Annotated in this window: 15 protein-coding genes; 7 read left to right on the top strand and 8 right to left on the bottom strand. The window is 47.7% G+C overall.

Going from position 1 to position 20,494, the window contains the following annotated elements:
• Positions 1–808: 808 nt before the first annotated feature.
• The 3 genes from IAQ59_RS06375 to IAQ59_RS22740 all read left to right on the top strand — a co-directional run bounded on the left by IAQ59_RS06375 (position 809) and on the right by IAQ59_RS22740 (position 3,430).
• Positions 809–1,810, top strand: a complete 1,002-nt coding sequence (locus tag IAQ59_RS06375) for a hypothetical protein (RefSeq protein ID WP_209329956.1) — start codon at positions 809–811, stop codon at positions 1,808–1,810.
• 308 nt (positions 1,811–2,118) lie between these two features.
• Positions 2,119–3,225, top strand: a complete 1,107-nt coding sequence (locus tag IAQ59_RS06370) for a flavin monoamine oxidase family protein (RefSeq protein ID WP_209329955.1) — start codon at positions 2,119–2,121, stop codon at positions 3,223–3,225.
• Positions 3,226–3,271: 46 nt separating this feature from the next.
• Positions 3,272–3,430 (top strand): DUF1016 N-terminal domain-containing protein, encoded by a 159-nt coding sequence (locus IAQ59_RS22740; RefSeq protein WP_425342602.1) that lies wholly within the window; start codon positions 3,272–3,274, stop codon positions 3,428–3,430.
• Between the two features lie 169 nt (positions 3,431–3,599).
• On the opposite strand, the gene IAQ59_RS06360 is transcribed toward IAQ59_RS22740, so the two are convergent.
• Both IAQ59_RS06360 and IAQ59_RS06355 read right to left on the bottom strand, forming a co-directional pair.
• The gene (locus IAQ59_RS06360) at positions 3,600–4,289 is read right to left on the bottom strand and encodes a 3'-5' exonuclease (RefSeq protein WP_245189464.1); all 690 of its coding nucleotides are present in this window, start codon (positions 4,287–4,289) and stop codon (positions 3,600–3,602) included.
• Positions 4,279–6,225: a DUF294 nucleotidyltransferase-like domain-containing protein gene (locus IAQ59_RS06355; RefSeq protein ID WP_209329953.1), complete on the bottom strand. Its 1,947-nt coding sequence runs from the start codon at positions 6,223–6,225 to the stop codon at positions 4,279–4,281. The genes IAQ59_RS06360 and IAQ59_RS06355 overlap by 11 nt, the downstream gene beginning before the upstream one ends.
• Positions 6,226–6,450: 225 nt before the next feature.
• Between IAQ59_RS06355 and IAQ59_RS06350 the strand changes: the two genes are divergently transcribed.
• The 3 genes from IAQ59_RS06350 (at position 6,451) to IAQ59_RS06340 (ending at position 9,687) form a co-directional block, all read left to right on the top strand.
• Entirely contained in the window at positions 6,451–7,029 is a 579-nt protein-coding gene (locus tag IAQ59_RS06350; RefSeq protein WP_209329952.1) for a YdeI/OmpD-associated family protein, read from the top strand.
• Between the two features lie 217 nt (positions 7,030–7,246).
• Positions 7,247–8,302, top strand: coding sequence for a c-type cytochrome (locus tag IAQ59_RS06345; RefSeq protein WP_209329951.1), 1,056 nt, complete (start codon positions 7,247–7,249; stop codon positions 8,300–8,302).
• 8 nt (positions 8,303–8,310) lie between these two features.
• Complete coding sequence (locus tag IAQ59_RS06340) at positions 8,311–9,687, top strand: hypothetical protein (protein WP_209329950.1); 1,377 nt, start codon at positions 8,311–8,313, stop codon at positions 9,685–9,687.
• Positions 9,688–9,782: 95 nt separating this feature from the next.
• Here IAQ59_RS06340 and IAQ59_RS06335 read toward each other — a convergent pair whose 3' ends face one another.
• A complete protein-coding gene (locus IAQ59_RS06335; RefSeq protein ID WP_209329949.1) occupies positions 9,783–10,211 on the bottom strand; it encodes a DsrE family protein in 429 nt (142 codons plus the stop codon).
• Positions 10,212–10,432: 221 nt separating this feature from the next.
• On the bottom strand, positions 10,433–11,356 hold the full coding sequence (locus tag IAQ59_RS06330) for an NAD(P)-dependent alcohol dehydrogenase (protein WP_245189463.1): 924 nt from the start codon (positions 11,354–11,356) through the stop codon (positions 10,433–10,435).
• Positions 11,357–11,484: 128 nt separating this feature from the next.
• Between IAQ59_RS06330 and yiaK the strand changes: the two genes are divergently transcribed.
• On the top strand, positions 11,485–12,546 hold the full coding sequence (gene yiaK / locus IAQ59_RS06325) for a 3-dehydro-L-gulonate 2-dehydrogenase (RefSeq protein WP_209329948.1): 1,062 nt from the start codon (positions 11,485–11,487) through the stop codon (positions 12,544–12,546).
• A gap of 44 nt (positions 12,547–12,590) precedes the next feature.
• Here yiaK and IAQ59_RS06320 read toward each other — a convergent pair whose 3' ends face one another.
• Genes IAQ59_RS06320 through IAQ59_RS06305 form a run of 4 tightly spaced genes read right to left on the bottom strand, consistent with a single transcriptional unit; the run spans position 12,591 to position 20,349 of the window.
• Positions 12,591–13,721, bottom strand: a complete 1,131-nt coding sequence (locus IAQ59_RS06320; protein WP_209329947.1) for a family 16 glycosylhydrolase — start codon at positions 13,719–13,721, stop codon at positions 12,591–12,593.
• A 3-nt stretch (positions 13,722–13,724) separates the two neighbouring features.
• Positions 13,725–15,779 carry a PKD domain-containing protein gene (locus tag IAQ59_RS06315; RefSeq protein WP_209329946.1) on the bottom strand — a complete coding sequence of 685 codons (2,055 nt, stop codon included), beginning with the start codon at positions 15,777–15,779 and terminating at the stop codon, positions 13,725–13,727.
• A 12-nt stretch (positions 15,780–15,791) separates the two neighbouring features.
• A complete protein-coding gene (locus IAQ59_RS06310) occupies positions 15,792–17,264 on the bottom strand; it encodes a RagB/SusD family nutrient uptake outer membrane protein (RefSeq protein WP_209329945.1) in 1,473 nt (490 codons plus the stop codon).
• 4 nt (positions 17,265–17,268) lie between these two features.
• A complete protein-coding gene (locus IAQ59_RS06305; protein ID WP_209329944.1) occupies positions 17,269–20,349 on the bottom strand; it encodes a SusC/RagA family TonB-linked outer membrane protein in 3,081 nt (1,026 codons plus the stop codon).
• Positions 20,350–20,494: the final 145 nt, after the last annotated feature.

Here is a 20,494-nt window from a genome sequence, read left to right as displayed (position 1 = left end):
TTTTTTGTTTTACAAACAGTCAAACCAGCACGGGTCATCGCGTCCTGACGGCAGTCAGGAAGGTCGCAAGTTCGAATCTTGCCACCCCGACACGATCCAGTTCTGATTTCAGGACTGGATTTTTTTGTTTTTAGGCAATTGAGATTTCTGTCAAACCAGCGCGGGTCATCGCGTCCTGACGGCAGTCAGGAAGGTCGCAAGTTCGAATCTTGCCACCCCGACACGATCCAGTTCTGATTTCAGGACCGGATTTTTTGTTTGGACCATCTCAGCTAATTGGTGTACAGCGTTTGTAAGGTTTGCAGGAGCAACAGGTGCTGGATCCGTGTTTTTACACGAGTATAAACGTTTATACACGGGTAAAAACACGGCTATCTGCTTTAGCCTTGGTACCTTACTATTGTGTTTGGTATGCGTGGGACTCCCAGTAATGGTGGCTAAAATGCGGTTTTCCAAGTATGGGAGGGGTTGTTTGGGCGTACTTGGTATCGGGGAGGGGAAAGGGGATGACGTACAGCTTGGAGTCGGTTCGGATTTGGCCGTGCCAAATGGAAGGTAGGCGCAACCGGCCTTAGGTAGGAGGCATCTACTAGCAGTCATTCTGTATTGGTTTTTAGGTAGCTAACAGGTATTGAAATGAAAAAGCTAGTTGCAGATACCCGGAAATTCCCTATCTTTAGAAGGCCTAGGCACTAGGCACATAGGACAGCTAACCGCACCGGGTTACGGTTAGCTACTAGTTAGCTGCAATGCATAGAGACACTGCTAACTTGAAACATTCTGCAAACGAACAAAAAAAATCACTGCTTTGACAACGGAAGACAAAGACATAACGACAGACAAAAAACCGATACCGCCAAAAATTTCTCGGTGGTCAAGATTTTATTGGTCATTTCTAACTCTCAAATTCAAACTCAAGCGAACAAAATTCAATTGGGAGAAGGTCACAATAAACACTTTTGTAGGTTTGGCATTCTTTTCTATTGTTGCGGGACTTGCAGTATTCATTATTTTTCTTGTTAAGCTTTCTCATAATTATTCAATATCTGGAGACAAAATTGAGATTGATACGACTGGACAGGTTGGTGACTTTATTGGAGGTGTAGTTGGTGCGGTTTGGTCTTTGACAGGTGTGCTTTTGTTTTATGCGACATTGCGACTTCAATCCAGAGAGTTAGCAGAAAATAGAAAGCATTTTCAGATGAGCAGACTGACTGACATTATTTACAAGCAACTGGACCTTTTTAATCAGCAACTTTTAAACTTTAAATTTAAAGATATTGAACGGGATGGTAACGGTGAGCATATAGAATACAAAGGTAGAACAGCTATTGCTCTACTACGCAAGAGAGTTGAAGGCATTTTGGAAACTCAAAACAAAGACATTAGCGACCAGGAAAAGGAAAAAGTAATGTATCAGTTTATGGGAGAAAACTTTGCATTCATTGAGATAAACAAGAAGGAACTTCTGAATATTTACGAAGAGTTGGATAACCAAGTAAGTGTTATTCGGGCAATCTTGATTAAAGAAGACATTCCACCAGCCGACCTTAACGAACTTAAATCGCTTTTCTTTAGAAACATCGGGAGAGATTTTCTCAACGCATCCGAACTTTTAATTCACTTACTTGAATGGTATATAACTCACCAAGAAAGAGGTGGAAAGAAACTTGATGAGCTATTTTCTCCGGAATTTTCAATCAAAAGAAAAATTGCAGTCATCGAGGAGTTCAGAAAAAAGCGATATGACAAGCAAACGATTAAGAATTATGTTAAAAGCAGAGACATGTATAATGAAACATTGTTCTAGAGACACAGCAAACTGACATTGACCAACTTCGGACGAATAAAAGCACATGCAGCTAACAGCACCTACCCAAAAGGCGGGGTTTCGTATTCTAAAGACAGTTTTGTGGTAGCAGAAAATTCAGTTCTCCGAATGAAGTTTAGTGCTAAAAATCCCGCCCTTCGGGTAGCTGCAAAACGTTAATGCGGAGTAGATATATATGGTTGAGCTTTTTCGCTCCTACGAATCTTTTTTAAGATAACGGACTTGAAATCGCTCTGAAATCCCTCGCCAGGCTTATACTTGACCGTTGCGACCTATAAGTACGAAATATGAATCGAAAGGAATTTATCAAGATTTGTGGGCTATTTGGAATAGGGTTGCCTTTTCAAGGTATGGTTTCAATGGGTAAAAGAGATGATGATATACCTAAGCCTTTTACAGGAAAAGTGTTAATTATCGGTGCTGGAGCTGGTGGGTTATCAGCCGGGTATTTTCTAAAGCAACAAGGAAATGATTTCGAAATTATTGAAGCTTCACCTGCTTATGGCGGTAGAATGAGAATAAATACAGGTTTTGCTGATTTTCCTATCCCTTTAGGAGCCGAATGGCTTGAAGCAAGTACAAGTATTTTACAAGAAATAGTAAATGATTCTTCAGTACAAGTAGATGTTAAGACCGTTGCAGATAACCCTGATAGGAAATTTGTAAACTATTCTTGGTTCAATTTTTTTGAAGACTACATTGTACCTTCTATTGCCGCCAATATTTCCTTTGATACAATAGTACAATCGATAGAATATTCTCGTAAACAAATTTTAGTGCATACTAATAATGGGCAATTTACCGCAGATAAAGTAGTAGTTTCCGTTCCTCTTCAAATTCTGAAAGATGGAGATATTCGTTTCATACCAAGCCTGCCAAAAAGTAAACTAGACGCCATCAATGACACAGTTGTATGGGAAGGATTTAAAGCTTTTTTTGATTTTAATACCAATTTCTATGGCGATAATGAATATGTGTTTCCAATAACACCTAAAAGTAACGGACAAAAAGTATATTACAATGCTGCTTTCGGACAAAATACCACTAAGAACATTCTGGGATTGTTTGTAGTGGGATTGCCTGCACAAGACTTTATTTCTCGTTCAGGAGATGATTTGAGAGATTTTATATTAAGTGAGCTTGATAGTATATATGCTAATCAAGCTACACCAAACTACATTCAGCACATTACTCAAAATTGGAATAATGAGTCCTTTATTAAAGGTGGATATTTGACTGACTATGAAGATTGGAGAAAGGTAAGAGAACTTGGGAATTCCGTAGCAGACAAACTGTATTTTGCAGGTGGGGAATATACGGATGGTGAGGATTGGGTATCTGTTCATACTGCTGCACAATCTGCCAAGAGAGTAGTAGGAGAAATTAATAAATGAGATAACTGCTCACAACATTTTGCCGAATAGGTAAAAGGCCCAAGCCATCAACGTTACATTGACCATTGCCTATTGGAATGTAGGGAAGATGATTGGACAGGACTTCCTAAACAATCAGCGAATCGCCTACGGTAAAGAAGTGATCGTTAACCTTTCCAAACAGCTTAGACCAATATACCTATTGCCCAAATGTGAAGGTCAATGACCTGGTAGTGTACAATATCCATACGGATTGATCCTTGCACCTATCGATGGTTACATCTTTTGGTCAGAGTGGAGTCGCTGTTCTCTTTGAGTTGAGTTTAAATTATTTCTGGTACAGCCATTATCCAACTCCCTTTATTTTGGGGCTACCGATTGGGGGGATTATCCTTTTAGGTTTCCATCAGTTCCCCAAAAAAGTGGATCCCTTTATCGGAGGCCTTGCGTAGCAGCTTAATCAGTAGCTGAGCAGTGGCAAAGGCGTCTCCGGCGGCGGTGTGGCGGTCGTCCAAGCTGACGCTGTACCGTTGGCACATGGCATCCAGCGAATAGTCCTTATAATTGATCATGCGGGGATCTACGTGCTTTCCCTGCTCCAGCCGTATGCCCAGCTCGAGCGTGTCGATCACGGGGTTTTCGATTTTTGCCAATCCGTAATCGCGCCCTGCCCGCTCCAGCATCGCCAGGTCAAAGCCCAGGTGGTGACCTACCAAGACATGGTTTGACGCATCCTTCAGAAAGGTGCGGATCAGTTCTTCGCGGCTGCTATACGATAGTGTGGGTAACAGTTCGTGTACTTTTATGGCTTCGGGAGAGGTTTTTTTGGCATGGAGGTACATTTCCCGGGCCTGTTGCAGGGGGATGCTGTTGCCTTTTACACAGACGGATCCATAGGAGAGGATGTAATCGGATTTGGGATCCAGGCCGGTGGTTTCGGTGTCCACTACCAGGAAGGTCAGTTCGGAGATACGTTTTTCCTTCGGAATAACCCGTGCCACCTCCCGTTGGTAAGCTATAACGAAATCCCTCGGCTCGGGCACAGAGGAGGAGAAGATCCGCCACCACGCCATATCAGTTGCCAAAATAATCCAGTTGGAAACGTACCTTGATGATCTTTTGCAGTTCATCGATGGGAAAGAAGGCATTCTTCAGCAGCTGCCGTTGAAGTTTACCCAACTTTTCGGGTTGGATGTACCGGCCCGAGGTGCCGCTGGCAAGCCCCTCGATGGCGCGTATGCGCATAAAGATCTCGTAGGCCCTGCCGGCTTCCAGAAAGAGCTCCTGCTGACTGGGCTCCAGATCTGCCAGCTTCTCGAAGCGCTTAAAGGTATTGTTGATCCCTACCTGTCGGTGGCTGAGCATCAACAGCCTGGCGGCGTCGGCCAGCGGCATCATGGCGCGGAGCTTGATGTCAAACTTGTCCCGGTGCTCGCCGGATTTTTCGACGATAAAGTTCCGGAAAAAGCCCAAGGGAGGTGGATTCAGCAGGGCATTTTTCGCGAAAAAATTGAGAAAAAGCTTTTCCTGCTCTATTTCCGCATATACATGATCGGTCAGTTGCAGGGCAAGGTCTGCATCACCGGCGACGGGGCGATAGTCAAAGAACACGGTGGCGAGCATTAAGGACTCGTGGTCAGGCTGCCGAATCCAGTTGCTGAAATACCCCTTCCATACACTCAGTGGCTGGCACCACTTGGGATTGTTGGCCATCATGTCGGCGGGGCAGGGCGCAAAACCGCAGGCAAAGAGGATGTCCATCCCGTCCCTGGCGACGAGGTGAAAGAAGCTGAGGGCCTGGCTTTTCATCGATTCCGGTACATCCGCATAGATTAGGGCATTGTCCAGGTCGGTGCGCAGTAGCTGTTCGCCCCTGCCTTCGGATCCGAGGCCCAAGAAGCAGTAGGGGATGGAGGCCATTTCGGGAAAGGCCTTGAGGTGTTTTTGGCGGGCCATCTCCATGGCACGCTGCACGATGATGTCGTTGATCTCGGTGATGATACCGGCGATAAAGTCTATAGAAATCTCGTTTTCGAGGTAGTAGCGCAGCAAAAGTTCCGCTTGGTCGCGCAGCTTCGCTATCTCCTGGACATGGTCGGTACCCTGTAGCGCATGGATGATGACCGCGGGACTGTTGCCCTGTGAAAGCAGGATGTCGTGGTCGGAAATGATGCCTACCAGGCTACTTTGATCGGTTCCGTCCTCGGTGATCAGCAAGTGGTGGAGGCGGTGCTTGATCATGGTCAGGTACACATGGGCGAAGTCATCTTCCTTGCGGGTGGTCATCACGGGGGCACTCATGATCTCGGCCACTTCTGTATTGTAGGGTTTACCTTGGGCGATCAGCCGGTTTCGCAGGTCTTTGTCGGTGACGATGCCCACCGGAAACCGACGCTCATCTATCACGATGATGGAACCAACGCCTTTTTGGCTCATTTTTTTGGCGGCATGGCCCACGGTGTCTTCTTCCCGGCAGGTAAGTACGGGTGCGGAATAGCGCACGCTGGACTGCCCCGAAAAGATCATGAGCCCGTTGTCCTGGGCCGGTTTGGTGAAAAGCTTGTTGGCCTGCTGGGATTGGGAGAGATCGGTGCGGACGACCACCTGGCCGGAGGCGAATCCGGCGGCAAAGTACATGCTCACCCGGTTGTTTTGCTGCATGATTACTTCAAACACCTGGACGGGAATCGCATACACAAGGCTGTTTTCGGCTGCTTGGGCGGTGAGGATGTAGGGTCTTTTGCCCAACAAGGCCAAGACGCCGAAGACATCCCCCTCATCACACTGCTCCCGAATGACAGATTTCTCGCCCACGCGGTCGGAAAGGTGTATGGCACCCTCGCGTACGACGAAAAAATGCTTTTTGGCCGGATCTCCTTTTTCAAAGAGCAAGTCGCCCTTCTCGAAATATTGCAGCTCCACTTCACCGGCTACGCGCAGCAGCATGTCCTCCGACAAGAAGCTGAAAGGAGGGTATTTTCTAAGAAATTCTCGTACGCGGTTTACGATTACATTTGCCATGCATGGGTAGTCAGAACATGTAAAAATAGAAAAAGAGCAGCCACTTTCCATGGCTGTCGGTTTAAATCCCGTATTAATTTGCATGGGTCCAATGTCTTTGATTGGCCACCATTGTGACACCTTACATTAGAAGAGCATATCAATTCATGACACGAAAAAGGTGCAGATATAGCAAAAACACTGTAAGCCATCTTCAAGTTCTTATGTCAAACCACAAATAGGTACATGATCCAAACTGACAGTTTTAGGCAAGTACAAGTAACCTCTGCTCAAGAGTTGCGAAATTGGTTGGAGAATCACCATAGCCAAAAGGAAGGTGTTTGGCTGGTTACATTCAAGAAATCAGTGCCACATAAATACCTTTCTACTTCGGAGGTATTGGATGAATTGTTGTGTTTTGGATGGATCGATGGTATAAGAAGAAAACTGGATGAACAACGCACGATGCAGCTGATATCCCCTCGAAAGGTGGATCACTGGTCCAAAACCTACAAAGAAAGAGCGGCCAAGCTTATTGAAGGGGGCAAAATGCAAGAGGCAGGTTTTAGGTCTATAGCATTATCAAAAGAGGCAGGTCTGTGGGACTATATGGACGATGTAGACAAGTTGATTGTACCTGAAGATCTGTCAGAGGCGTTGAAAAGACTAGAGGGGGCGGAGGCTTTTTTCGATGCGATCAATGATTCAAGTAAGCGCTTTGTGCTCCGGTGGATCAAGTTGGCTAAGTCGGAAAAAACCCGTATTTCTAGGATAGAAAGGATCGCACAACTTTCGGCAAGAGGGGAGAAGTTGAAAGGCAGCTAGGAACGGATTGTCACTTTTGAACCTCCTGTGATATTCATCACAGCAATTAGCCATTGGAAACGGCCATTTTTGTAATCGGAATCAAGCAGGCTTGGAAGGAATTATCAGACTGCGGCTTTCTTGATACCGGCGATTCACGGAATCAATCTCCGATGGGAGCATGTTGGTTACGCAGAATCGTCTTGATTTTTGACCGCTAAAAAACACAAATAAAAAGATGCAAAAGGCTTATCAACTTGTAGTGAAGGTTTCGACGTTGGTGGTGGGTTTGTTGGTTTCCATTACTGCGTTGCTATTGCTACTCGCGGCTACCATAATCGTTTCGTTTTATAATACATCCTCTTTGTCAACGCAGCAAGTGGCGTCCGTCCAACCAAAAAAGGAGGCAGTTTCGGTGGACACCTACAGAGGGGTTATTCCCAATGAGGGACTTTGGAAAGCGCCGGATTGGGCTACATCAGTGAATGCGCCCAATGCCGACTTGATAGCTTATGGTAGAGAACTGATTGTAAATACCTCCGAGCACCTGGGGCCCAACGGGAAAGTGTTGAAAATTTCCAACGGGTTGGATTGTCAAAACTGTCATTTGGATGCGGGAACGGCACCTTTGGGCAATAATTACGGTGCGGTATTTTCTACCTACCCCAAGGTGAGAGGGCGGTCCGGGGAAATGGAAGATATACCAAAGCGGATTAACGATTGCTTTGAACGCAGTCTGAACGGGCAGCCACTTAAGGTGGAAAGCAACGAAATGCGTGCGATGGTCGCCTATATGGAGTGGCTAGGTAAGGACGTACCTAAGGGAGAAAAGCCCAAGGGATCGGGTATTTACGAGCTTGCAGTACTGGACAGGGCTGCCGATCCGATCAAAGGGCAGGCAGTCTACGCACAATTGTGCCAAAGCTGCCACATGGAGGATGGTCAGGGCATGATGAAACCGGACAATACGGGCTATGTATACCCTCCCTTGTGGGGACCCCATAGCTATAATAATGGCGCGGGTTTGTACAGGTTGTCCAGGTTTGCGGGGTATGTAAAGACCAATATGCCATTGGGGGCAACGTTCGAGAGACCATTGCTTACAGACGAACAAGCTTGGGACGTTGCTGCCTACGTCAATTCGATGGAAAGACCCCAAAAGGACCTCAGTAGGGATTGGCCGGACATATCCAAAAAGCCTATGGATCATCCCTATGGGCCGTTTTCAGATGAATTTAGTGAGCAGCAGCACAAGTTCGGGCCATTTAAACCTATCATCGCATCCAGAGAATAACTCGACCAATGAAGACTTTACCCCTATGCTTATTTTTTATTGCAATCCTTTCCACTGCCAGTTTGGCACAGGAGCGAGACACGGTTTCGCATAAGCCCGAGCGGCTGGTGCAGGCTACATTAGGGCTACGCTCCTATTGGATGTCTACAGGGTATTGGGAAGATTACAAAGGAGATTTTGCCCTGGGGCAAAGCGCTTTCCTACGGCTAAAAACCAGAGAGTTTAAGGGTTTTTCGTTGGTAGGAAGGTATGCGAAGTTTGCGAACCTATGGAGTTCCGATTTGTCCGCTCCTGATCCTGTTACAAACAATGTAAACCGGTATGAGGTCGGTCTTTTTGATGTGAATAATCCATCTGACAGGCTATTTGGCAAGCTAGAGGAGCTACAGTTGAGGTATCGCTCAGACCGCTTCGATGCGGTCGTGGGGCGAATGGACATCAATACCCCTTTCATTAATCCCCAGGATGGACGCCTTTCCCCGACTTTTGTAGAAGGTGTCCGATTAACTTTCAAACCCGAAAAAAAGAATTCCCTATCTGCACAGTATATCAGTAGGATAAGTCCTAGATCTACTTCGGCATGGTTTCGGGTGGGCGAAACTATCGGGGTGTATCCTGTAGGTCAAGGCGCGTCTGGCGGGCCATCCAATTACCAAGGAAATACAACGAGTCGGTTTGTGACCGTTGTGGACTGGATCCATCAGAATAATGCGGACGTACAGGTACAACTGAATCATACCTATGTTGATAATATATCTAGTACCGTATTCCTACAAGCGCTCAAGGAATGGCAATTGACAACTAATCAGCGGCTAGTGGCAGGTTTTCAGTTTACCTCACAACACGGCGTGGGGGAGGGTGGAAATTCTGACCCCGCCAAGCGGTATAAGAACCCGGATGATTTCAATTTTGTGATAGGAAGTAGGGTTGGGGTGAGATCCAAGCGTACTACCTGGTGGCTGAATTATTCACGAATCGATGGAAGAGGCAGGTTTTTACATCCACGGGAGTGGGGCAAAGACCCTTTTTTTACGTTTATTCCAAGAGAGCGAAACGAGGGGTTTTCGGATGTAAATGCCTTTACAGCTTACTATCAACGTAATGTTCCCGCCAAGGGCCTACAGATTTATGGGTTTAGCGGATTACATTTCCTGCCCGATCCAGGGAATACCGAGGTAAATAAGTATGCGTTTCCTTCTTATGCGCAGGCGAATCTAGGCGGAAGATATACTCCCAAAAATTGGGGTAAAGGGATGGATTTTCACCTCATTCTCATGAGCAAAGTAAATCTGAAATCTGGTGAAATGCGGCCACAGTGGGTATACAATAAAGTAAATCTACTGCATTTTAATTTTATCATGAATTATATAATACAGTACCCCTAGTTCTTCAACCAACCGAGAGTCCTCAGCGGTAATTTATGGTGGATAAAAATTAGTCTTTCAGACCGGCCTGAATAATGCCGGAAATCGCTTAGAGCCTAATTTCCGGCTTTGATGTAGGCCCAGCCCTGTTCCTGCCGAAGGATGATTTCCGCCAAGCCGGATGGCACTGTGGTTACACCGGAGATAAGGTCCTCCTTGGTGGCTTTGGCCCTACGCATGGTGTTTTCACAAGCTACAAAAGCCACTCCCCTGGATAGCAAATCCGTAATTCCATCGGTCACCTGGCTTTTTTCCCGTAATACGAGTGGCAATGACATACCATGACATACCACCTCAATTTGTGCGTTTGGCAGTGCCCGCAGGATATTATTGAGTTGTCCAATGACTTGTTCTTGATCGACGGTTTCCCCTTTGGTTACCTGGTAAACGACCCGGTGGGGTTCTTGGTCTACAACTTGAGCGGTTGCCTTTACTGAAATTCCCAGTATAGCGATGAGAAGAAAAACGCAGCAGAGTCTGTTCATGGTGTGCGGATTAGGTGAAGTTTAAAGATAGGGATATTTTTTTTGGCCTAGGGCCGTTTTTATGTTAATGAGTAGGCATTAAAGGTAGCGAAATTAACAAATTTTCAGCTTTTATCTAGCAGTAATCAGTTGGGCTTTCTAATTAAACAAGCTGCCGGGACTATCTTAAAGGAATATCAGGGTGCTTAGCCTTGTTTTTGGAGTCTAGGATCCCAATAGGACTATATCTGTAAGATAACATTCCCTTTCTTATGACCCAAATCGACGAATTTATGGGCTGCCACAACGTCTGCGATCGGATAGATTCGGTCAATGGCGGCGTCGTATCCGTGGTGCTCAAAAAGCTCTTTTAGCAGTTCCAATTGCGCGATGTTTTCGGAGGCGTAGTCCAGGCCCGCCACAGACAGGTAAAGGCCTTTGGGTTTCAAAAGATGCTCAACCGAACGTTTCTTGGTTTTTCCCACGGCATCGAAAAACAGGTCAAATCGCTGGGGTAATTGGGTAAATTCCTGCGTATCATACGTGAATATGTGGTCAGCACCCAATCGGGAAGCTAAATCCGAACCACCGGAACTGCACACAGCGGTTACCTTGGCCCCAAAGTACTTGGCGAGTTGTACAGCAGCTGTTCCCACGGATCCGGTTGCCCCATATATCAATACCTCGGGGTGGACTTTTGCCGTTAACTTGGCTTTTTCGAGAAAATAGATGGCTGTTTGCCCACCAAAGGGAAGTGCCGCCGCCTCTTCAAAGGAGGCATTATGGGGTTTTGGGAGTACGTTGCCTTTCGCTTTAACCGCAATATACGCTGCATAGGTTCCGAACTGAAATCCCGTCATGCCGAATACCTCATCACCGGGTTTAAAGTTCGACACGTCCTCTCCAACACTTTCCACTATACCCGAGAAAACGGTTCCCAAGATGGGTTTTCGGGGCTTTCTGACGCCCAAGACCAGCCGCATAATGACTTTCATAACCCCCTCTACCTGCAGCCCCCGTACCCGCACGTCGCCGGAGTTGACCGCAGTTGCCCTGATCCTGACGAGGATTTCGTCTTTTTTTGCATGGGGTTTGGGTACATCTGCCAATTGCAATACCTCAGGTCCGCCATAGCGGGTACATATCACGGCTTTCATGGTGTTCATGGGAATGTTAAAGTAATGTTAGACCGGCTTGTTCTTTCCACAATGTATTCAAAAGATGGAGCATAAGCAATAGGTCCAGTGTACATCGAATGGGTTAGTTTTTTTCTCCATTTTTTAGTATCATGCCCATGAAACTGTCAGATCTGTCAATGATGCAAAATAATACGATCCGAATTGAGTATGCTACGTTACGGGGCGTGTTGGAAGCCGTTTTGAGTAGTAGGGGGTTCGACTCCGAAAAGGCGGCAGTTTGTGCGGGTTTGTTTGCCGATGCCAGCTTGGATGGGGTAGCATCCCACGGACTGAACCGGTTTCCGGAGTTCGTGCGCCTGGTGGAGGCGGGCATAGTCGACCCACGGGCGGAACCAAGCTTGGATTTTGCCTTACCCATTTTTGAGCGGTGGAACGGCAATCTCGGTGCGGGACCCTTAAACGCCCGATTTGCAATGGACAGGGCCATAGCCTTGGCAAAGGAACAGGGGATGGGCGCGGTAGCGCTCAGGCGAACCAACCACTGGAAGCGTGGAGGCAATTTTGGGTGGCAGGCCGGCAGAGCGGGCTGCGTGGCCGTTTGTTTTACCAATACATTGCCCAATATGCCTGCTTGGGGTGCAAAGGAGGCCAGGCTGGGAAATAACCCGTTGGTAATCGCGATTCCCCGCGAGCCAGAACCCCTTGTATTGGACATGGCGATGACTCAGTTTGCCTATGGAAAAATGCAGACTTACCTGCGGGAAGGCAAGCAGATGCCCTTTGCGGCAGGTTTTACTTCGGAGGGAAAAACAACCCAAAGTCCCGAAGAGATACTAGGTAGCGGATTGGCCATGCCCATGGGTATGTGGAAAGGAGCCGGATTGGCCATGATGCTCGATTTGATCGCTTCGCTGCTTTCCGGAGGATTGGCAACGAAGGACATTGGCAAGTTGGAGGAAGAGCATGCGATTTCCCAATTTTTCCTTTGCTTGTATCCACCTAAGTTGGGGCTGGAGCAGGAAAAAATAAACGAGCGGTTACTGGAGTGGGTAGAGGACTTGAAATCGGCGGCTACTTTTTCCGGACACCCATCCCAATATCCAGGCGAGCAGTCCCTGATTCCCATGAAAAAGTGGGGCGTATACCTTTTAGGGTCTGCCGGGAAATTGGTTTTAAAGAAAAAGGCTGCCCATTGCGGACAGCCTCTTCTTTTTTAGTTCTAACCAAGGTTTATTAGCCTATGGACGAATGATCTCTACGGCTATTCTTTTTGAAACACCCTCACGTAGTCCACAGCCATTTGCTGAGGAAAGATGGTGCTGCTGTCCGGATTGCCGGGCCAGTTTCCTCCGACAGCCACGTTCAGGATAAAGAAAAAGGGAGCTCTAAACTCATCCATTGAGTCCGGGCTGATATCTTGCTCGTGGTACACTTCATCGTCCAGGAGCCAAGTAATTTTGGATTCATCCCAGATGACGCTGTATACGTGGAAATTATCCGCCAGCTTGGCACCATCGGGCAGGGTTTTTTTGCCGCCCCGATAGGAGTAGGAACCGTTGTTGTCCCAGTGTACCGTACCGTGCACGGTGTCGTCCCTACCGGATGCATTTCCTCCGACCATTTCCATGATATCGATCTCTCCGCAGGCTGGCCAGCTTACTTCTGTGATGCTTTCTCCCAGCATCCAGATGGCTGGCCAGATTCCCTGTCCTTTTGGCATCGCTGCACGGATATCCATACGGCCAAATTGGAAACTCTTGTTTGCCTGTGTCTTGAGTCGGGAAGAGGTGAAGTTCTTCCCGCCGATGTTTTCACGTTTGGCGGTAATGACCAAGTAGCCATCTTTTAACTCGGTGTTTTCCCTGCGGTAAAATTGCAGTTCGTTATTTCCCCATCCGCACAAGTTAGGACAGCCATCGCCTAGTTCGAATACCCAGTCCGAAGAAAGGGTACTCGACTCAAATTCATCGTTCCAGACCAAGGCGTACCCGTCATAGCTCATCGGAGATTCGAAACCCGTAGTTGGCAGCCCAATCCCTAGAAGTTGCTCGGTGATGATGACCGTTTCTTCTCGCTTGATAAAGTCAGCTTCGGTGCTGTGTGCCTGTACGGTCACCGTATATTCGCCAGGAGCGGTGTATCTGTGCGTGGCCGTACTCCCTGTAGCCAACTCAGGTTCTTGGTTTCCGATTCCAAAGCCAATTCGAAAGAAGTTGGCTCTTTCTGCCGAAAACTGTACCTGTACGATACCGTTTTCCAATATTTCCACTGTCACATCCAGGTTGGTGGGAAGCAATACCTGCTCTTCCACATTGTCCGAGTTGCAGGCATTGGTTGCCGTCAGTAGGAGAAATAGGAGTAGTGCGTGCAGTGTCTTTGCCATGATGATCATCGTTTAGTCGTTAGCGGGGACAAGCACAAAGGTCCAGAATGTGCCGCCTTCACCGGAGATATCTATTGTTATCGTGAGCTCTTCGGAATTGGCGTCGTACCCCAGTATGTCATAGGTAACCGTTTCGTCGGCCCTTGGGGGGCCAGAAGTGTACTCTCCTCCATTATAGGCTTTAGGCAATGCAATGAAGGCACCAGTGCCGGTTACAGACAGTTTTGCCGGGGCATCACCGGATGGAGGAATGAAGGCAAACTGATGGTTTCCAGCTCCCCAGGCTTCTCCAGCTGTCCCGCTAAGGGCATCTACCGATTGGCATCCATCCTCTATCCCCATATACGCCTCTCCGAAAACGTCTCCCTGCGGGTCGTAAGTATAGGTGCCGTTGTCATTGAAAATGAACCGGTCATTAAATAAGCAAGGTCGGTCTTCACTGATATCATTTCCATTCGGGAACCACTCGTCACTACCTGGACTTGGCCCCACTCCGAAGGCTCCCGCTCCCGGTTTTAGTTTCCAAGCCTTTTCACCGGCTCCTACCAAGTTATTACGTGTAAACTCCGATAAGCCTAGCGATTGATCCGGTGCGGGAATCAACACGAAGTTCCAGAACACACTTCCATCGGTGCTGATATCGATGGAAAGGGATAATTGTCCCGTAGATGCGTCGTAGCCAATCACCTCATAGGTAACAGATTCATTTTCTCTAGGTGGTGCCTCAGCGTATTCTCCTCCGTTAAAGGCTTTGGGCAGTGCAATGAAGGCACCAGTTCCTGTTACCGTTATCTTGGGAAGATCAGTCGCTGTTCCAGGAGTGAATGTAAAGCTGTGTAGTCCAGAGGCCCAAGCTGACCCGGAAGCTTCCAGTAGATCGCTTTCAGGTTGACAGCCATCCGCAAGTCCCAAGTACCCCTCACCAAACACATCTCCCTGAGCGTTGTATTCGTAATTTCCGTTGGAATTGAAAATGAATAGGTCGTTGAACAAACAGGCTCTGTCTTCGGAGATATCCTCGCCATTGGGGAAGAAGGCATCGCTGCCCGGGCCGGGCCCTACCCCGAATGCACCGACAGCAGGATTTAACATCCATACCCTTCTACCATTTCCTACCAAGTCATTGAGGGTGAAATTAACATCTGGATTTTCCGGTTCCGGTTCTGGTTCCGGTTCGGGAAGCGGATCCGGTTCAAATCCTTCAGGAATCAATCGAATATACCAGGCTAGGTCAGTGTTGGCTTGATCTACAAAGCGGAGGAACATTTCGTTTTCTTCCAATCGAATGATCTGGTAAGTTCTTCCGCCGGCAAAGTAACCCAAGAAGCCGCCGGGAGAAATAGTCAGTTCGGGGTATCCTCCCTCAGGTTCTACGATAGACCACCTTAACCCATCAGGCGCTTCATACGGAGCAGACAAGTCGCCTACACCTGGATCAAATGAACCGGGGAAGTTACTGCCTTGTGCAGCGTTCAGGTACACAAATCCATTGGTTTCCATGTTAAAGCCGAATCCATCCAAGAAAAAGGTGTATCGGTCTGTATACATTCCGGAACCTTCTTTTTCGTTTGCCACGGCTTGGTACCATTCGGGGAAGTCACCCGCGGAGGATGAAGGATTGGGGCCTACACCGAAGTGGCCGGGTCTTCCCGCGTCTATTTTCCAAGTTTTTCCTTCGGTGGCTTCTACACCTCCCGTCAGCATATTAAAGATGGGTCGGTCCAGCAATAGCGGATCGGTCTGTTCAATAACGATATCTCTGGAAAAGGTCACGCTTCCCCCTGCATTGAAGACCGTAAGTGAGACCGTGTAGGTTCCAGCGAGGGGGAAGGTTCCCGTAACGGTTTTGCCTTCGCCCGTTTGGCCGTTACCTAGGTCCCAGTTCATCATAAAGAAATTCCCATCTGCGGTAAATTGCAGGATGTTGTCGCTTTCAGCGGTTGGCGTAAAGCTAAAGTTGGCCTCTGCTTCGGTAGGCGCGGCACCTTCTAGCCGGTACTCTTCTATGCAGCTCAATACTGCCACTAGTGGCAACAAGAGCCAAATATATGATAGGATCTTTTTCATTGTTCAATCAATTTAATAACCCGGATTCTGATTCCAATTGCCCCCGGCCAAGTCTATTTCTACCTGTGGGATGGGGAATACTTCGTGCTTGCCGGTCACAAACCCGCTGATTCGCTCAGCAGCTTGGCCCGTTCGTACCAGATCCCAAAATCTGTAACCCTCGCCGGATAGCTCCAATCTCCGCTCCCGTAGTATGGCTTGATACAGTGCGTCTCCTGTAGCGTTGATGGAAGGCATTTGTACCCTTGCCCTCACTTTATTTAGCTCTACTCTTGCCCTTTCATCGTTACCGGATCGCTGGAATGCTTCCGCTGCCATAAGCAGTACGTCTGCCCACCGGATTACCCGGTAGTTAAGGGGGCTGGTAAGGTCATCATCCGGCAGGCCTCGTTCGTCTGCACGCTTGATGTATTTGTTATTGTAGTAGCCTGTATGTCCTCCGCCTCCGATCGCATAGGTGATTTCATCTGCATTGGGTTGTGCGGCAATGAATGCTTCAATATCCAATATGGTGGCCCCTCGTCGGATATCGCCTTCTTCAAAGGAGTCGTAAAGATCCTGCGTGGGGAGGTTATAGCTGTTGCCGTCTGCATAGAATGGCCCTTCATACAGCCTGATGCCATGGAATCCGACGGCAGCGTTGCCATTCAGGCAGATTAGGCAACCGTAGTCACCGCCCTGCAATCCGGAAAACTGAATGGTGAACACATCTTCAGATACGTTTTGGTTTGCCACCAAAAACAGCGTGCTATAGTCTGAAAATAGGTCGTATCCGGCCGCATTGTTATCAATCAGATTGCCCAGTACCGTGGCGGATTCACTGTATTTGCCTTGATAGAGTAGCACCTGCCCCAAGAGCGCTGCCGCAGCACCGGAAGTCAAACGCCCCGTTTCGCTGACCGTCGCGGGGAGCACCTCGAGGGCTGACCGGAGATCCGATTCGATCTGGGCATAGATTTCTGCTTTTGGTGTTCGGGAGGAATTGGAGATCTCGTTTATTGAGATCCGTCGGTCCACTATCAGTGGCATATCTCCAAAGTACTTTACCAAATTGAAATAGAAATAAGCCCGCATCATTCTCGCCTCTGCAAGGATGAGGTCTTTGCCGTCAAATTCGATATTATCCTGATTCTCAAAGATGTAGTTTGCTCTCGCAATACCGGTGTAATTTACCCGCATCACGGCACGCAACTCCTCGTTTACGCCGCCATGCGTCATGTTTTGAATCTCATGCAGCCCCTGTGTATCGTTTACGCTTTCTCCACCGGCGATGGAGTTGTCGGAGGCGATTTCCCCTATCCACATATTGAGATAGGCGGGCTGTAGCATGTCGTAGACGCCGATGATCGCCCGGTCAAAGTCTTCTCTTGTATTGAAGAAATTTTCTGCATCCTGGGTGTATTCAGGATCTATATCCAGCAGGCTGTCGCATGCTGATATTATCCCTATGGGGATAATCAATAACCACTTATATATACCTCTCATGATGTTAAAATTTAATGTTAAACCCTGCCATTATTGTCCTTGCCTGTGGGTAGATACCATTATCTACTCCAGAACCAAGCGGATTACCTGATCCCACATCCGGGTCAAATCCTTGGTACCTGGTCAAGGTGATCAAGTTATTGGCGGCTACATAAAATCTAAAAAATTGCACTCCGAATTTCTGAGAAAGCTCCGTAGGAAGCGTGTAGCCCATCTGTACGTTTCTCAATCGGGCAAAGGAACCATCTTCTACATAGAAGTCAGAGAAAACAGTGTTTCTGGTGGCTCCAGTGGTGAGTCTTGGGATGTCATTTGAAGTGCCCGGACCTGTCCAACGGCCCAGGTTGTAGCTAAGTTGGTTGGCCCATGGCTGTTGCCTTTCGTAGTTTCGGATAATCTCTTGGCCAAGTGCCGCATACACGTTGGCGCCGAAGTCGATTCCTTTGAAGTCAACGGAGAAATTAAAGCCCATTACCACATCCGGAATAGGCGATCCGATCATTTTTCGGTCTGTATCATCGCCAAAACTGATGGCTCCATCGCCGTTATAGTCCACAAACCGAAGATCACCTGGCATGGCACCGGGTTGGGTAACCGGATTGGAAGCCACCTCCTCCGCAGACTGGAAGATACCGTTTGTTTCATATCCTACGAAGTAGCCGATTGGAAATCCTTTCTGGAATCTGGTGGCCACATTGCCACCGACACTAAACGGTGCGCCTGGAATAAATTCAAATCCTTCGGGAACGGCCGTTACCTCATTCTTTAGAAAGGTGACGTTGTAATCAAATCGGAAGTTGACACCCTGTGGTCTTACCGTGCCATAGCCCAGTTCCAGCTCGATGCCGCGGTTCATCACATCCCCCGCATTGATAACCGGAGGCGACCCCCCTGGTCCGTAAGATCCCAACAAGGCGGATACGTCAGGCTGAAACAACAGATCCTTGGTGTTTTTTATGAAATAGTTTGCCGTAAAGTCCAAATTTTGGAAGAAGGAGAAGTCCAGTCCAATGTTTGTCTGGTATGTGGTTTCCCATTTTAGATCCGGGTTGCTCGTATTTCCGATGGCCGCACCGTTCACGATAAAATCGTTGAATACATACGTGGCAGAGCCGTTTAGTAACCCTCGGTACCTAAATAGACCAATTTGGTCATTTCCGGAGACCCCAAAGCTGGTACGCAACTTCATAAAGTCTACGATACTCGAGCTGAAAAAGGATTCATCTGAAATGACCCAAGCGCCAGAGACTGCGGGGAAGTACCCGATCCGGTTATTTGGACCAAAGTTAGACGAACCGTCTCTTCGTAAAATGGCAGAGAAGAGGTAGCGCTTCTGAAAGTCGTATTCTCCTCGAATGAAGGCAGAGGTAAGTCGTTGCCTGCTCTGAAAAGAGCCGACGTTGTTCAAAAATCCGCCGGGAGCTTGGTTTGCGGAAATATCGGCAAAGTTAATGTCATTGTTTGGGATATTAAATGCGGTGCCGTTTAAGCCTTCGCTTCGGTTTCCTACTAAGGATACCCCAAACATACCCTTCACCCGATGGTCTTCAGTCAGGGCTTTTTCGAAGTTTAGGAAGGTTTCCAGGTTGTAATCCAAAAAGGTGCTTCTGGATTCAAACACACTGGCACCCCGCTCGATCTGCGATCCGCCTACATCGACAAGAACGGGATCAAGGTTGGCGTTTCTCGCTGAGTTTGCAAATTTTCCCGGGCCATACCAAACCAACGGATTGAAAACCTTGGAATCAACCAGGGCATAGTTATAGCCTGCACGGCCGGTCCATGTGAAGTTGTCGTTGATTTTATATTCAATTTCCTCTTTACCTACGAGCTTGTTTACCCAAGCATCGTTGTAGGCGTTTTCCATCTGTGCCAATGGGTTGATGATGTCGTTTACATTTTCTAGGTAGGAGTACCTGTTGCCGACAAAGATGGGTTCTGTTGGATAGGCGTTGATGGTGTTGTAGAGTACCGAGCCAATTCCTCCTTGGGGGAGCGTTTTGCTCTCTTCCCGAGTGTATAAAAGCACGTTGGTAAGCTTAACCCGCGGAGCCAGCTCTGTAGTGAAGTTGATACGGGCGTTGTACCGCTCAAAATTAGCCTTGGGACCACCCACGATACCCTGCTGTGAAAAGTAGGATCCTCCGATGGAGTAGGAGGTTTTTTCGGATCCTCCCGTTACCGTCATATTGTATTCCTGAATAGGCGCCGTTTGAAACACGGCATCTTGCCAATTGGTGCCCTCGCCCAACGCCACATTATTAAAGGGCATGGGTTGGCCACCTGCAGCGAAGGCTTCGTTTTTCAGAATGGCAAATTCCCGGGCATTTAGCAGGTCGAGCTTCCGTGCGGTTTCCTGCACGCCGTAATAACCCGTAAAATCCAGTCTTGGCTTCGTGCCGAGATTACCCTTTTTCGTTTCGATTAGGATTACGCCATTGGCAGCACGAACCCCATAGATTCCAGCGGTACCATCTTTTAGCACATTTACTGATTCGATATCGTTTGGATTTAAGGCATTAAGTCCGGCGGCATCGTAAATGACACCGTCCACCAATATGAGTGGATCGTTATCCCCAAAGGTTCCAATACCTCGGATACGGATGTTTGAAGTGCCTCCTGGTGCGCCTGAGTTGGTGGATATATTGACGCCTGCCAATTGTCCCTGTAAGGCTTGATCCACTCTCGGCATATTCATGCGTTCGATGGCCTCTCCTTTGAGTTGGGAGGTAGCCCCTGTGAGCTCCTTCTTGGTAGCTGTACCATATCCAATGACGACTACCTCATTTAAGTTAGTGAGGTCTTCTTGGAGAACAACGTTTATTTCTCCGGCATTTTCCACAGTAATTACCTGCTGCTTATACCCTATAAACGAAAACTGGAGTCTGTCTCCAGTAGAAGCATTGATGGTGTAGTTGCCATCCAAATCCGTTACAGCACCTACAACAGATTCGAGCTTCAAAATGCTAACTCCCGGTAGTGGAAAGCCGGTATCATCCGTGACTTGCCCTCTCACTACGTCTCCCTGCGCCCATACTCCCGCATGGAGCGAGAGCGCAAAACAAAACAGTAATAGTTTTTTCATTTTTTTTGGATTTATGAGCCTACAAGTTGGCGTTAAAAATTAGTGATACGAAAAAAGCCAGTACATCAATACTACATCACTGTACTTTGCAGCCTTTCACAATAATTCATCAAAACAACTAAAAAGGCTTTAATTGGTTCAATTT

Origin of the sequence: Lunatimonas salinarum (assembly GCF_017811155.1) — a bacterium.
In the GTDB taxonomy this organism is placed as follows: Bacteria; Bacteroidota; Bacteroidia; order Cytophagales; family Cyclobacteriaceae; genus Lunatimonas; species Lunatimonas salinarum.
This window is presented reverse-complemented; position numbering and strand designations above follow the sequence as displayed.

Bases quoted from the DNA above. Each gene is read 5' to 3' on its own strand.
- IAQ59_RS06320 (WP_209329947.1), bottom strand. From the start codon at position 13,721: ATGATCATCATGGCAAAGACACTGCACGCACTACTCCTATTTCTCCTA.
- IAQ59_RS06310 (WP_209329945.1), bottom strand. From the start codon at position 17,264: ATGAGAGGTATATATAAGTGGTTATTGATTATCCCCATAGGGATAATA.
- IAQ59_RS06355 (WP_209329953.1), bottom strand. From the start codon at position 6,225: ATGGCAAATGTAATCGTAAACCGCGTACGAGAATTTCTTAGAAAATAC.
- IAQ59_RS06330 (WP_245189463.1), bottom strand. From the start codon at position 11,356: ATGAACACCATGAAAGCCGTGATATGTACCCGCTATGGCGGACCTGAG.
- IAQ59_RS06350 (WP_209329952.1), top strand. From the start codon at position 6,451: ATGATCCAAACTGACAGTTTTAGGCAAGTACAAGTAACCTCTGCTCAA.
- IAQ59_RS06340 (WP_209329950.1), top strand. From the start codon at position 8,311: ATGAAGACTTTACCCCTATGCTTATTTTTTATTGCAATCCTTTCCACT.
- IAQ59_RS06305 (WP_209329944.1), bottom strand. From the start codon at position 20,349: ATGAAAAAACTATTACTGTTTTGTTTTGCGCTCTCGCTCCATGCGGGA.
- IAQ59_RS06345 (WP_209329951.1), top strand. From the start codon at position 7,247: ATGCAAAAGGCTTATCAACTTGTAGTGAAGGTTTCGACGTTGGTGGTG.
- IAQ59_RS06315 (WP_209329946.1), bottom strand. From the start codon at position 15,779: ATGAAAAAGATCCTATCATATATTTGGCTCTTGTTGCCACTAGTGGCA.
- IAQ59_RS06370 (WP_209329955.1), top strand. From the start codon at position 2,119: ATGAATCGAAAGGAATTTATCAAGATTTGTGGGCTATTTGGAATAGGG.
- yiaK (WP_209329948.1), top strand. From the start codon at position 11,485: ATGAAACTGTCAGATCTGTCAATGATGCAAAATAATACGATCCGAATT.
- IAQ59_RS06335 (WP_209329949.1), bottom strand. From the start codon at position 10,211: ATGAACAGACTCTGCTGCGTTTTTCTTCTCATCGCTATACTGGGAATT.